General features: G+C 69.6%; 17 protein-coding genes. 4 read left to right on the top strand and 13 right to left on the bottom strand.

The genetic code is table 11. From position 1 onward, the window contains the following. Positions 1–32: 32 nt before the first annotated feature. Positions 33–1,235: an inorganic phosphate transporter gene (locus HHUB_RS11195; protein ID WP_059057689.1), complete on the bottom strand. Its 1,203-nt coding sequence runs from the start codon at positions 1,233–1,235 to the stop codon at positions 33–35. Between the two features lie 291 nt (positions 1,236–1,526). Between HHUB_RS11195 and HHUB_RS11200 the strand changes: the two genes are divergently transcribed. Both HHUB_RS11200 and HHUB_RS11205 read left to right on the top strand, forming a co-directional pair. Then, on the top strand, positions 1,527–2,294 hold the full coding sequence (locus tag HHUB_RS11200) for a DUF6517 family protein (protein ID WP_059057690.1): 768 nt from the start codon (positions 1,527–1,529) through the stop codon (positions 2,292–2,294). A 90-nt stretch (positions 2,295–2,384) separates the two neighbouring features. Continuing rightward, a complete protein-coding gene (locus HHUB_RS11205; RefSeq protein ID WP_059057691.1) occupies positions 2,385–2,855 on the top strand; it encodes a DUF7384 family protein in 471 nt (156 codons plus the stop codon). A 1-nt stretch (position 2,856) separates the two neighbouring features. On the opposite strand, the gene rdgB is transcribed toward HHUB_RS11205, so the two are convergent. The 10 genes from rdgB to HHUB_RS11255 all read right to left on the bottom strand — a co-directional run bounded on the left by rdgB (position 2,857) and on the right by HHUB_RS11255 (position 8,786). Then, positions 2,857–3,411, bottom strand: coding sequence for an RdgB/HAM1 family non-canonical purine NTP pyrophosphatase (gene rdgB / locus HHUB_RS11210; protein ID WP_059057692.1), 555 nt, complete (start codon positions 3,409–3,411; stop codon positions 2,857–2,859). A 37-nt stretch (positions 3,412–3,448) separates the two neighbouring features. Beyond that, complete coding sequence (locus HHUB_RS11215; protein WP_059057693.1) at positions 3,449–3,724, bottom strand: DUF5808 domain-containing protein; 276 nt, start codon at positions 3,722–3,724, stop codon at positions 3,449–3,451. Between the two features lie 39 nt (positions 3,725–3,763). Then, positions 3,764–5,335 carry a bifunctional N(6)-L-threonylcarbamoyladenine synthase/serine/threonine protein kinase gene (locus tag HHUB_RS11220; protein WP_059057694.1) on the bottom strand — a complete coding sequence of 524 codons (1,572 nt, stop codon included), beginning with the start codon at positions 5,333–5,335 and terminating at the stop codon, positions 3,764–3,766. Positions 5,336–5,343: 8 nt separating this feature from the next. Continuing rightward, complete coding sequence (locus HHUB_RS11225) at positions 5,344–5,478, bottom strand: 30S ribosomal protein S27ae (RefSeq protein WP_059057695.1); 135 nt, start codon at positions 5,476–5,478, stop codon at positions 5,344–5,346. Beyond that, on the bottom strand, positions 5,479–5,796 hold the full coding sequence (locus tag HHUB_RS11230) for a 30S ribosomal protein S24e (RefSeq protein WP_059057696.1): 318 nt from the start codon (positions 5,794–5,796) through the stop codon (positions 5,479–5,481). 77 nt (positions 5,797–5,873) lie between these two features. After that, entirely contained in the window at positions 5,874–6,407 is a 534-nt protein-coding gene (locus HHUB_RS11235; protein ID WP_059057697.1) for a GTP-dependent dephospho-CoA kinase family protein, read from the bottom strand. Position 6,408: 1 nt separating this feature from the next. Next, the gene (gene spt4 / locus HHUB_RS11240; RefSeq protein WP_059057698.1) at positions 6,409–6,606 is read right to left on the bottom strand and encodes a transcription elongation factor subunit Spt4; all 198 of its coding nucleotides are present in this window, start codon (positions 6,604–6,606) and stop codon (positions 6,409–6,411) included. Continuing rightward, positions 6,607–7,170 carry a DNA-directed RNA polymerase gene (locus HHUB_RS11245; RefSeq protein WP_059057699.1) on the bottom strand — a complete coding sequence of 188 codons (564 nt, stop codon included), beginning with the start codon at positions 7,168–7,170 and terminating at the stop codon, positions 6,607–6,609. Beyond that, complete coding sequence (locus HHUB_RS11250) at positions 7,171–7,548, bottom strand: twitching motility protein PilT (RefSeq protein ID WP_059057700.1); 378 nt, start codon at positions 7,546–7,548, stop codon at positions 7,171–7,173. Continuing rightward, complete coding sequence (locus HHUB_RS11255; protein WP_059057701.1) at positions 7,548–8,786, bottom strand: translation initiation factor IF-2 subunit gamma; 1,239 nt, start codon at positions 8,784–8,786, stop codon at positions 7,548–7,550. The genes HHUB_RS11250 and HHUB_RS11255 overlap by 1 nt, the downstream gene beginning before the upstream one ends. A 168-nt stretch (positions 8,787–8,954) precedes the next feature. Between HHUB_RS11255 and HHUB_RS11260 the strand changes: the two genes are divergently transcribed. Both HHUB_RS11260 and HHUB_RS11265 read left to right on the top strand, forming a co-directional pair. Further along, positions 8,955–9,941 carry a DUF5787 family protein gene (locus HHUB_RS11260; RefSeq protein WP_059057702.1) on the top strand — a complete coding sequence of 329 codons (987 nt, stop codon included), beginning with the start codon at positions 8,955–8,957 and terminating at the stop codon, positions 9,939–9,941. A gap of 58 nt (positions 9,942–9,999) precedes the next feature. Further along, positions 10,000–10,347, top strand: a complete 348-nt coding sequence (locus HHUB_RS11265) for a hypothetical protein (RefSeq protein ID WP_059057703.1) — start codon at positions 10,000–10,002, stop codon at positions 10,345–10,347. Here HHUB_RS11265 and HHUB_RS11270 read toward each other — a convergent pair. Then, the gene (locus tag HHUB_RS11270) at positions 10,344–11,162 is read right to left on the bottom strand and encodes an MBL fold metallo-hydrolase (RefSeq protein ID WP_059057704.1); all 819 of its coding nucleotides are present in this window, start codon (positions 11,160–11,162) and stop codon (positions 10,344–10,346) included. The two genes, HHUB_RS11265 and HHUB_RS11270, sit on opposite strands and share 4 nt — an antisense overlap. Then, positions 11,159–12,478 carry an ATP-binding protein gene (locus tag HHUB_RS11275; RefSeq protein ID WP_059057705.1) on the bottom strand — a complete coding sequence of 440 codons (1,320 nt, stop codon included), beginning with the start codon at positions 12,476–12,478 and terminating at the stop codon, positions 11,159–11,161. Before HHUB_RS11275 ends, HHUB_RS11270 begins: the two co-directional genes overlap by 4 nt. Positions 12,479–12,653: the final 175 nt, after the last annotated feature.

The raw sequence follows: 12,653 nt of genomic DNA on the forward strand, positions 1-12,653 counted from the left end.
GTACAAAGGCCCTGTGCCCCGGTATCGGTGGTTCAGCCGAAGAAGAACAGCTCGAAGGCGACGAACGACCCGACCGTCGCGGCGACCGGGACGAGGTTCTGCATCGCGACGACGCGGACGGTCGTCGACGGGTCGAACAGCTCGGAGCTGTCGGGGAGGTCCTCGGCGGCGCGAGCGCCGATTTCGCGGGTCGCGTCCTCGCCGTCCCGCTCCGGGTCGCCGACGGTCGGCGCGTCGTCGTCGGAGAGCGCGCCGACGGACACGCGCGGCGACGCGCGGCCGCGGACCGCGTCCGCGAGTTCGAACGTGCGCGTCGCCTGCCCCCAGCCGAGGCCGACGATGGACATGGTGGCAATGACGACGAAGCTCGCGGGGATGCCCGCGGCCGACAGCGCGACGACGACGGTGGAACTGATGACGGCGACGACGATGGCCGCGGTCAGCGGGAGGTCGGTGATGTCGTTGCCCAGCGTCTCCATCGTGCGGCGCGCGATGGTGAACGCGCCGACCGCGACGGCCGCCGACCCGACGAGGATACCGGTGTTCATCCCGAGTTCGCCGCTGCCCACGAGCGGCGCGATGGCGTTGGCGACGTTGCTCGTCCCCGAACTGAACGCCATCAGACACCCGATGGCGACGACGACCACCGTGCCGACGAACTCCCGCCGCGTGGTGTTCGGGCCGAGCGCGGGCCGCGGGAGGACGCCGTCGCGTTCGACGACGAGCAGCGGGCCGTCGCTCTGGTCGATGGCGAAGACGTGGTCGATGCGGGGGTAGAAGTACCGACCCGCCATCACCGACACCCAGAAGCCGATGGCCGGCGAGACCAGCCACCAGATGGCGATTTCGCCGACGACCGTCCAGTTCACGCTGTCGGCGGCGATGCCGAGTCCGACGATGGCGCCGACGGCCGTCATCGACGTGGAGGCAGGCGCGCCCGAGAGGTTCCCGACGAGGAGCGCGCCGCCGACGAAGAACAGGACGGTGATGCTCACCGGCAGCGTGAACACGCCGGGGTCGGCGAGCAGTCCCTCGCCGAGGGTGTCGACGACGCGGCGGCCGAGCGTCCACGCGCCGGCGAAGAAACACACCGACATGAGCGCGGCGGCGGTGACCTTCGAGATGGCGTCCGCGCCGACCGCCGGCCCGAACGCGGGGCCGGTCGTCGACCCGCCGACGTTGTACGCCACGAAACACGCGATGAGGGCGCCGGCGACGAGCAGTGTCTCCGTCACGGTTCGCCGGGTCGGTAGGAACGAGTCGATAATAACGTCTTCTCACTCGCGCCGAAAGCGGGAGTGGGGGAGTGCCGGACGCGCGGGGGAGAGTGGGGGGAGTAGTCGAACGCGCGTCCACTGTCGAGGTGTCTCCTCGGGCGTTATAAATATTCGTCAGACGCGCCGTCGCAGGGGAGGCCCGAGCGGCCAGACAACGGCCGCAGTCGGCGACGAGGCGCGCCGCACCACACGTCAGCGACGTTATACGCGGCGGAAGACCCATTAGCGCGGAGCGCCCGATGCTGTCGCATGAACCGACGCAGATTTCTCGGCGCGGCCGGCGTCGTCGGGCTCGGCGCGCTCGCGGGCTGTTCGGGCGCCGTCGGCTCCGTCGCGCCGCCCAGCGTCCCCGAAGACCAGCTCTCGGAGGGCGGGTGGACGAAGACCGACGAGACCGAGCAGACCGTCTTCGAGCAGAGCTACGGCCCAGTCACGGTCACCGCGAAGTCAACGGCCGTGACCTACGAGGACGAGGCGCTCGCCGCCGACGTCCGCGAGAAGACCCTCGGCAAAATCGACGGCACGCTGGCCCTCTACTCGGCGTCGCACATCAACTTCTCCCCGGACCTCAACAACCTCCCGGGCGGCGTCGGCCGCGCGGAACTGCTCTCGGAGGTCCAGAGCGCCGCCGAAGACCAGTTCGAGCAGCGGATGCGGGACACCGGGCTGGAGAACGTCACGAAGACCGGCGAGGCGGAGTTCGAGACCGACTCCGGCGCCACCCCCGGCATCACGACGTTCAGCGCGGAGTACCCCGTGGGGACGCTGGAGTACGAGGCCAGCGGCGAGACGTTCACCATCGAGGGCGGCGCAATCGAGGTCGCGGGCGACCTCGCGGTGTGGAACGCCGGCGACTACGTGGTCGTGGCAGGGGGCGCGTACCCCGGCGAGAACTTCGCGACGACCACCGAGAAGGACCTCTCGGAGGCCATCACCGTGACGGTGGACATCGACCTCGGGCTCGCGCCCAGCGAGTACGAGCAGGAAGTCCGCGGGCTGATGGCGGCAACAGAATGACGACGTGGCGAGAACTGTTCGACCGCGCCGCCGGCGAGGACGCCGACGTGAGCGACGTGCGCGCGACGCTGGCCGAACGCCGGGAGGACGATGAATGACGTGAACCCCGCGCGGGTCGCCGCCGACGCGGACGTGCTCGCCGCGGACGTCTTCGTGGACGGCGACGCGCGCGCCGCGCTCGACCACGCGCGCTCGCACTCGTGGGTCGAACTGGTCGCCAGCGACCAGCTGCTCGACGACGCCGAAGCCGTGATTGCGGCGCTCGGCGACTCCGACCTCGCCGCCGACTGGCGCGAACGAATCGAGGACGAAGCGACGCTCGTGAGTCACCCGGAGGGCGACCAGCCGGCGCTCGGCGCCGCACACGCGGCCGACGCCGCGCACGTCCTCACGTACGACGAGAGCCTGCGCTCGGCGCGCACCGGGATGGAACTGAAGGGCCGCGTGGACGTCAGCGTGAAGGCGCCGGACGCGTTCGCGCGGCTGTTCGACCCAGAGAAGCTGTATCCGACGGTCGTCGGGGGGGACTACCCCGGGCCGGACCGCGACCCGCGCGAGTAACTCAGTTCTCTCGCTCGGCCAGCCAGTCCGCGAGCTTCGCGAGCGCGCGGCCGCGGTGGCTGAGCGCGTTCTTCCGCTCGGTGTCCATCTCCGCGAACGTCTCGCCGTCGTGCTCGAAGATGGGGTCGTAGCCGAACCCGCCGTCGCCGCGCGGCGCGACGACGGTGCCCTGCACGGCCCCGGAGAACGTCTCGGTCACGTCGCCGTCCGTGTACGCGACCGTGCAGCGGAACGCGCCGCGGCGGTCTTCGAGGTCCTCGGCGAGGTCCCAGACGCGCTCGATTCCGAGCGTGTCCTCGACGTACGACGAGTACGGCCCCGGGAACCCGTCGAGCGCGCGGACGAACAGGCCGGCATCGTCAACGATGATGGGGACGTCGGCGTCCTGCGCCTCGTAGGCGTCCTCGGCGCCGCGCGCGGCGATGTCGGCGAGCTCGTCGCTCTGAATCTCGGCGTAGTCGTAGTCGTGCTGGGTGACGTCGTAGACGTCGCTGAGGTACTGTTCTGCCTCCCGGACCTTCCCGGGATTCGTCGTCACGAACCGGAGCGTGCGCATACCGACGCGTCGGCGCGCACCGAGTTGGGTGCGTCGATTAGTCGTCGACGACGACCTCGACGGCCTCCTCGACGGCACCGTCGTCCTCGTCGTCCTCGCTCTGCTGTTGCTGCCAGAGCAGCACGCCAGCGACCGCCAGCACCACCCACGACCGCCAGTTCGCGAGGTTCAGCGTGTAGCCGATGCCGAACGGCTTCTCCACGAGCATCCCCTCGCCGGGCTGCCAGTAGGACTCCAGCATCCGGCTGAGCTTCGGGCGCTCGAAGTTGTACGGCACGCCGAACAGTTCGCCGCTGGACGGTTTCTCGACCATACCAGTCAGTTCGGCGCCAGCCCCCAAATCAGTTGGGGGCTACTGGTAGCGGCCGCGCCCCTCGATGGCGCGCAGTTGGTCGAGGACCGACGCGTCGCCCGCCTCGCGGTACGCGGCCTCGAACGCCGCCGTCAGCGGCTCGGGGTCGTCAGCGGTGCCGGCGAGGCTCTGCTCGAAGACGTGGCAGTCCATCGCGTAGTCCTCCACGTCGTCCGTGTAGTAGCCCAAGCCGAAGTCGATGAGGAACGTGCGGTCGTCGCCGTCCGCCACTCGAACATTTCGCGTCGTCGGGTCCCCGTGCACGAACCCAGCGTCGTGAATCGTCGCTAGGTGGCGGCCCACGTCCCGGACGCGGGACTCGGTGAGGGCGTCCCGAAGGTCGGTGTCGCCGACGCGCTGGAGCGTCAGCGTGGACTCGGGCACGTCCACGTCCCAGACCAGCGGCGTGGGGACGCCGTGGCGGCGCGCCTCGCTCGTCAAGCGGGCTTCGAGGACGGTGCGGTCGCGGCGCAGGCGCGCGTCCAGCGACGGGTGGCGGTACTCCTTCGGGAGCCGCGCCTTCGTCACGTGGTCGTCCGCGAACGTGACCGTGGCCTCCGCGCCCTGCAGGATGTCGCGGTCGGGGCGCGCGGGCGGTTCGGGCTCGCGCCACGTCACCGGCACCTCGTCGGGGCGGAAGTTCGAGTCGATGGCCGAATCCTCGATTTCGAGGGTGTCGCCGGCGCGCGCCATCTTCTCGCCGAGCACCGCTATCATCCCCGCGTTGTCCCGCAGGAAGCGGGGTTCGGGCGCGAAGAAGTCGGCGCCGCGCTGCTCGCACATCGCTTCCAGCATCCCCCGCAGGCGGTCGTTCTGCGCGACGCCGCCGCCGAGGACGAGTTCGTCGCGGCCGGTCAGCGAGAGCGCGCGCTCGGCGACCTCCGCGAGCATCGCGAACACCGTCTCTTCGAGCCCCCGGCAGACGTCCTCGACGGGCGTGCCGCTGTCGTACTCCTGCTTGGCGGCGCTCATGATGCCCGAGAACGAGAAGTCCATCCCCTTCACGACGTACGGCAGGTCCGTGTACTCGCCGTCTTTCGCGTGGGACTCGACCTTCGGGCCGCCGGGATGCGACCAGCCGACGTGGCGCGTGAACTTGTCGAGGGCGTTCCCGACGCCCGTGTCCATCGTCTCCCCGAGCACGCGGTAGCGGCCGTTCCGGAACGCCAGCACGTGCGCGTTCGCACCGCTGGCGTTCAAACAGACGGGCGCGTCGAAGCCCGAGCGGTGGCGGCCGATTTCGAGGTGCGCGACCATATGATTCACGCCCACCAGTGGGACGTCCAGCGTCTGGGCGAGCGCGCGCGCCGCGGAGCCGACGATGCGCAGGCACGGCCCCAGTCCGGGGCCGCGGGAGAACGCCACCGCGTCTACTCGGCCGTCGCTCTCGTCGAGGATGGTTTCGACGACCGCAGGAATCGCCGACCGCATGTGCTCGGCGGCCTCCCGCGGGTGGATGCCGCCGCTGTCGGGCTGGTAGGCGTCGGACTCGATGACGACAGAATCAGTCTCGGAATCGTACAGCGCCGCGCTCGCACACCACGCTGTGCCTTCGATTCCGAGAACCCGCATCTACCGCGCTACTCCCACTCGGTGTAGCTGCACTTCCCGCAGTACTGCCGGTCGCCGTGGTCCGCGAGGAACGTGTCCCCGCAGCGCGGGCACATCTCCTTATCCGTCGTGCCGTCGTCGTTGTAGTAGTCGCTCCGGGGCATCTACTCGGCCTCCTCCGCTTCGGCGTCGGCTTCCTCCTCGGCGCCGATCTTGTTCCGGTCGAGCATGTGCTCGTGTTCGACCTCCGCGGCGTCCTCCGGGGAGTCGTAGGTCTTCGCGCGGCCGACGGTCTTGCGCATCCCGAACTTCGTGTCCAGCTCGTGGACGACGACCTCCTCGGAGTCCTTGTCGAGTTTCGCCGCGAGGCTGTCCCGCACGGAGAGCCGCGACGGCGTGGCGTCCTCGTGTTCGATTTCGAATTTGACCTCAGTCCGGTGAAGCAGGGGGTTGTCTTCCTGCTCCAGAATCTCGATTTCCATGGTCAGTTGTTCGTATATGAACGCGAAATCAGTAAAAGCATTTCGAAGGGCTGATTGCGGCCGCGAGCGCGACGCCGCTACTCCAGCAGCGCCCAGAACGTATCCGTCGTCTCCAAGAGCTCGCAGAGCTCGTGGGCTTGCTCCCGGAGCGCGCTCGTCACGTTCGCCAGCACCATCCCCTCGCCGGGCTGCCCGTAGACGACGCTGGCGCCGATTGGGGCCGCGACGACCGCGGGCAGCGTCGCGAGGTCCTCCTCGCCGTCCACGGACAGCAGCGTCGCCCCCTCGGCGTCGATTGCCTCGACGAGCGCTTCGAGGAGTTCCTCCGAGATGGTGCCGGGGTCGCTGGCGACTTCGACGGTGCGGTCGGCGTCCGGGCGGCCGCCCGCGACCTCCGCGGTGACCGCCTCGCGTTCGGTCTTCCCGTCCACGACCGCGACTTTCGGCGGCGCGCCCGCCGCGACTAAGTGGTAGGTGACCACGTCGCCGACCGCGATAATGGGGTCGCCGGCGTCCGCCAGCAGTCGCTGGGCGTCCTCGTAGACGGGCCCCAGCGGCTCCTTGAACGCCCCGCGGGCGTCCGGCGGGAGCGTCGCGGCCGCGCGAGCCACGCTACCGGACCTTCAGCGCGTACTCGCCCGGCTCCGAGACCTCCATCTTCTCCGCGATTTCGGACTCCTCGGGGTGCGTGATGACCACGTACCCCGCCCAGTCCTCCGTGAGGCTCGTCGACGAGCAGTACGGGCACATCTCCTCGTCCGGCTCGACGATGCGGTGGCAGTCGTGGCAGGCCAGGCGGTTCGACGCCATCTACTCGGCCTCCTCGCTCTGCTCGCGCTCCTCGCGGAGCCAGCCGTGCTTCCCGAGGCCGGGCTGTTTCGCCGTGAGCCCGATCTTGGACTCGCGGGGGTTGCGCTCGTCGATGCTCTTCGTGACGATGCGGGCCCGCACCGAGTCGCCAGTGCCGATGACGCTGTTGGACTCCCGGGAGGCGAGCTGCTGGTTCTCCTCGTCGAACGCGAGGTACTCGTCGCTAATCTGGGAGACGTGCAGGAGCCCGTCGACGGGGCCGATGCCGACGAACGCGCCGAAGCTCACCACTTCGACGATTTCGCCGTCGACGACTTCCTGCATCTCCGGGTCGAACGTGACGGCGTCGAACTCCGCCTTGAAGTAGACGCCGGGACGGTTCGGCAGCACCGCGCCCTCACCGAGGTCGTGGACCTCGGTGACGGTGACGACGCTCCCGATGTCCTCGTCCATCCGTCCTTCCAGTTTGTCCTGCAGCAGCCGCTTCACGAGGTCCGGACTCACGTCCCCGAGGTGCTCGGGCGGAACCTCTATCGTGTCTTTCAGCCGTGCTCGCTTGTACATTTATGGTCGAGTGATAGTCAGTTGATTCCGGCCCCTTAAATGAATTACCGGCGCGCCCGCGTCGAGCAGGCGCTGTCGGAGGGGGCCGTCGTTCGTGACGACCGCGTCGGCGTCGCCGTCGACGGCGAGCGCGTACAGCGCGTCGTCTGCGTACGATTCCTCGGTCTCCACGGTCTCACAGCGGTCTGCCAGGTCCGCCGCCACGCTCGCAGCCGTCGCTTCCTCCCCGCCGCCCGCGCCGAGCTTCGCGAGCTCCGCGCGGACCGTCTCGGGGACGACAGCCTCGTAATCGTCGATAATGCGGTCGAGTTCGTCGAAGACCCGCACTCCGGCCTCGACCGGCATCATCAGCGCGTTGGCGTCCATGGCGACCCGCATCACTCCGTGAGCGTCCCGACGCCGATAAGCCGCCAGCGCGCGCCGACGCGGCGGTTGATGGCGATTTTCGAACCCTCGGGCGCGCACACCGGCCGCTTGAGCTGGACGTCGCACTCGCCGTCGCGAGCGCTCGTCACGGAGCCGACGGTGGTCGCGGTGCCGACGGTCAACATCAGCGGTTCGCCGGTGGTGATTTCGTCGATGGTGTCGCCCTCCTCGGCGCCGACGAGGCGTTCGAGCAGGTCCACGTCCATCGTGAAGGAGTCCCACGTCGGCGGGAGCGTCTCCGGCGGGCCGGCGACCTGCCCGGCGAGCGCGTCACCCTTCGTGAGGCTCGGGTCCAGTCCCGTCCCGACGCCGAGCAGGCCACCGGGCGACGCCGCGTCGACGTCCTCGCCGCCGGCCTGGAGACTGCGGACGGTGGTGGTCACCGACCGCCACTCCGTCTTGCCGCCCTCCTCGACCTCGCGGCCGGGGCGGAGTTCGATGTCCTCGTCGACGTCGAGTTCGCCCTGCACGAGACTGCCGCCGAGCACGCCGCCCAGCAGGCCGTCCCACGTCGTGCCGGGGCGGTTGATGTCGAACGAGCGCGCGACGTACATCCGGGGGTCGGCCTCGGGGTCGCGGTCCGGCGTCGGAATCTCGGATTCGAGCGCGTCGATGACGAGGTCGATGTTGATCTCCTGCTCGGCGGAGATGGGGACGATGGGCGCGCCCTCCGCGACCGTACCCTCGACGAACTCCTGAATCTCCTCGTAGTTCTGCCGGGCCTGCTCGCCGTCCACGAGGTCGACCTTGTTCTGCGCGATGACGATGTTGTCGATGCCGATGATGTCCAGCGCCATCAGGTGCTCCTCGGTCTGGGGCTGGGGGACAGGCTCGTTGGCGCTGACGACCAGCACCGCGCCGTCCATAATGGCCGCTCCCGAGAGCATCGTCGCCATCAGGGTCTCGTGGCCGGGCGCGTCCACGAACGAGACCGTGCGCAGCACCTCCGTCTCCGTGCCGTGCTCGGGGCACTCCTCGGCGACGGTGTAACACTCGGGCTCCTCGCAGTCGGGGCACCGCCGCAGCGTCGCGTCGGCGTACCCGAGGCGAATGGAGATGCCGCGTTTCATCTCCTCGGAGTGCTGGTCCGTCCACTCGCCGCTGAGCGCCCGGACGAGCGTGGTCTTTCCGTGGTCGACGTGACCGACCAGTCCGATGTTCACCTCCGGTTGTCGGTGATTGTCTGCCATGTTCACAGAGTAATCTTGCGTGAATTTCGCCCCGAACGACTGATAAACCTACTGTTACAGAGGCGCCGGGGCAGCGAGCCCCAGAACGGCATCCACCGGCGCGCCGACCGGTCGCGCACACGCCGGCCGAACCGGGCGTTTAACCCCGTCAACGACGAACGGAGAGGCGTGCGAGAGTTCGCGTTCGAACTCCGGCTGTGCGCCCACCTCGAAGCCAGCGGCGTCCCGAGCGTCGGCGACGCGGGAATCGTCGCGCGGCAACTCGGCATGAGCGTCCACGCCGCGGGCGGCCGCATCGTGGACGCCGTCTGCGTACTCGAAGGCCCGGAGTTCGACGCCCGAACCGACCTCACCAGCGAGACGATTCCACCCGCCGTGCTCGACGCTGACGTGCCGGTCGGCGAGTACGAGCGCGTCACCCGCGTCTTCGACGGGCCGCCCGAGCGCGCCCGGACGCTGGCCGAGCGCGGCGCCGACACCGGTTTCCTCGACCTCGACCGCCGCGGCGGCCAGACGGTCGTCCGCCAGCACGCCCGCTACCCGGACTGGGTGGGCGGCCTCGTCGGCGTCGAGAACAAGCCCGACCTCGGGCGGCCGGGCGACCTCGAAGCCCAGCTGCGCCACGACGCCAGCCTCGCCGACCTCGACTACGCCGTCCTCGCGACCGAATCCCACGTCACCCGCGCCCACCTCAACCGCTTCCCGGACGAGATTGGCGTCTGGCGCGTGGACTTCGATTCCAACGAGCCAATCGACGTGGTACGGGAGCCCGAGCCGCTGGACTCCGCAGGATCCGGTCTGGAGGTGCTCGACTCGGAACCCGGAAAGACGAACGTGCGCCCGGTGGCGGCCGCCGAGAAGGCCCGCCAGCGCCGCCGCGTCGCCGAGCGCGCGTACGGCAAGGGCTGGCGGACGTACGACCTCCCGGACTGCGCGCGCATCGCTCGCGGCGAGGAGGGCGACGCCGCCGCGCTCCCGTTCTGCGCGTACAAGGACCGGCTCGTGGACCCCGCCAGCGAGTGCGGCGCCGACTGCCCGGGCTACGAGCCGGCCGACGCGCCCGACGCGGACCTCGACGCCGAACGGGAGCGGAACACGCCGTGGAACGCGGACGCGGGCGGCCGCCGTCGGCAGTCCGGGCTCGACCAGTTCTGAGGTCTCGGCCTGCGAACGCGCCTCCCGTTTCAAGTGCTGGCGCAGCCACGGTGCGAGTATGCGGCCGAGAGACCGAGCGGTGTCGGTCGTCGTCGGGCTCGCGGCGGCCGGCATCACCGTCGTCGCCGGCGCGCCGCTCACCGCCGCAATCGGTACCTTAGCGCTGTACGCGGGCGTCGGCTACTACGCGAGCCGCCACCCGGACGTGATTTGGGGCGGTCGTCGGGAGACCGGCCCGGACTGGGTGGCCGGCGGGTTCGCCGGCGGCTTCTCGTTCGGACTGCTCGCGCTCGTCGCAGTAGACGCAGCGCCCTGGATTCTGGTGCTCGCGGTCGGCTTCGCGGGGTTCGGGTTCGTGTCCGGGGTCGCGTGGACGCGTGCCGACGCTGGCGAGGAGTCGACTTAGAGCGTGAACGTCTCGCCGTCGACGGCCAGCGGCTCCTCGAACGCCTCGTCGGCGGGGTAGAAGTGCGAGACGTGGACGACGCGCGTCTCGTCGGCGTTCAGGTCGTCGCCGAGCGCGAGCGCGCCCTCCCGTGTCATGTGTTTCGTGCCGAACGTCCGCGGCACGCCACTGTCGTCCTCGTGGCGGCCGCCGATGGGGTGGGCCTCCGCGCGGTGCGCAGGCACGATGCCGTCCGCGAGCAGGAGGTCCGGGTCCCGGAGCGCCGCCAGCGACTCGTCGGGGATGTCGTAGCTGGTGTCCCCGGAGAGCGCGAGCTTCGCGCCGTCGCGCTTGACGACGACGCCGTAACAGAGCAGCGGCGGGTGGTCGACGGGGACGAGGGTCACGTCGAAGCCCGCGGCCTCGAACGGCTCGTGTGGCGTGACCGCTCGCGGCTCGACGTTGTCGAGGTAGTCGTACTTCGAGGCGACCGTCTCGGCGACGCTCTCGCCGGTCTTCGGGTCGGTCTCGTCGGCGGCGTACACCGGGAGTTCGTCGAACAGCCGGTAGGCGTTCCCGAGCCCGTCGAGGTGGTCGAAGTGGATGTGGGAGACGACGCCCGCGTCCGGCAACGGGACGTCCTCCTGAAGGAACTGCGTGCGGAAGTCGGGGCTGAAGTCGAGGAGGAGCGCGTCGCCGCTGACTTCGTCCTCGACGTGGACGGCGAACCGCGTGCGTTCGACGCCGCGGTCGCGGGCTGCCTGGCACGTCTCGCAGTCACACCCGGGCGTCGGCGTGCCCGTGGTGTCACCGGTGCCGAGCAGCGTGACCCTCATGTGTGGTCGTGGCCGGCGTGCGCAGTGTCCTCGTGGTCGGGTTCGTCCGGGTCGTCGATGGCCTCCTCGAGGGTGTCGAGGTTGCGGAGGTGGTCGCGGTCCTCGAAGTCCGAGACGGCCTCGACGAGGTCGTCCTGCGTGAGCGTCCGGCGGTCCTCCATAAGCGCGTCGAGGACGGCCTCGCGGAGCACGAGCCGGAGGTCGCTGCCCGTCAGGCCCTCAGTCTCGGCGGCGAGCTCCTCGGCGTCGAGGTCATCGACCGCGAGCTCCCGAGTGACAATCTCAAGGATTTCCGCGCGCATCTGCTCGTCGGGGCGCGGGAACGACAGAATCTCGTCGAAGCGCCGCCACGCCGCCGCGTCCAGCTCGTCGGGGTGGTTGGTCGCACCGATGAGCAACACGTCGTCGTTGACGAGGCTCACCTCGTCGATGGACTTCAGGAGCGTGTTCACCGCGCGCTTGATGGCGTTGTGCTCGTCGCCCGTCCGCGTGGTGGCGACGAAGTCGAACTCGTCCATGAAGAGGATGCACGGCGAGAGCCGTTTCGCCACCTCGAAGACCTTCTCGACGTTCTTCGCCGTCTCGCCGAGGTACTGGCTCGTAATCATCGAGAGCTTCACCTCCACGAACGGCAGGTCGAGCTGGTGGGCGAGCCCGCGGGCCGTCGAGGTCTTCCCGGTGCCCGGCGGCCCGACGAACAGGAGCTTCCCGATTTCGCTGAGCCCGATGGTCGCCAGGTAGTCGCGGTGCTCGATGGCCTTCGCGACCTTCGTAATCTCGTTCTCCTGCTCCTCCGTGAGCACGATGTCGTCCAGCGTCACGTCGATTTCCGCGGGCGAGCGCACCTCCACGAGGTCCAGCATCTCCTCGTCGTCCTCGTCGAAGTACTCCGAGAGCAGGCCGTCGATCCACTGCGGGTCGGCCTGCACGGAGCGGTTGTCCTCGCGGGCGGCCTCGTAGTCCACGTCGAACTCGTCGCCGACGGCGTACGCCAGCACGGGGTTGTCGCGGACGCGCTCGGCGTCGGCGTTCTCCACGAACCAATCGACGGCCATCTCGTCGTCCACGAGGCTCATGCTCCCCGCGAACGTGTCGCGGTCCGTGAACATCAGCCCGGAGATGGCGTCCCACGGCTCGTCCACGCCGGACCCCTCGGTGACGGCTGTCTCCGTGGTCTGCGGCGGTCGCGGGACGCCGTCGTCTCCCCAGAGCGCGGTGCGGTACGCGGGCGGCAGGTCGTTCTCGTCGAGCTCCCGGTGCTTGTCGTAGATGCGAGCGGACAACAGGAATTCGACGACGTCGAGCGCCTCAGTCACTACCACTGACCTACCACCTCGGGGCGCATAAGCGCGTCGCAGTCGCCCTGCAAGGAGAACAGTACTGGAGTGGTCGGCGTTGATATCATCTAAAACACCTCGAAAGCCCCGGCGCGCTCGCCTCCCGCGGCTCGCTGCGCTCCTCGCTCACTCCGTTCGCTGCGGTGCTTGCGTC

Source organism: Halobacterium hubeiense, assembly GCF_001488575.1.
Classification (GTDB): Archaea; Halobacteriota; Halobacteria; order Halobacteriales; family Halobacteriaceae; genus Halobacterium; species Halobacterium hubeiense.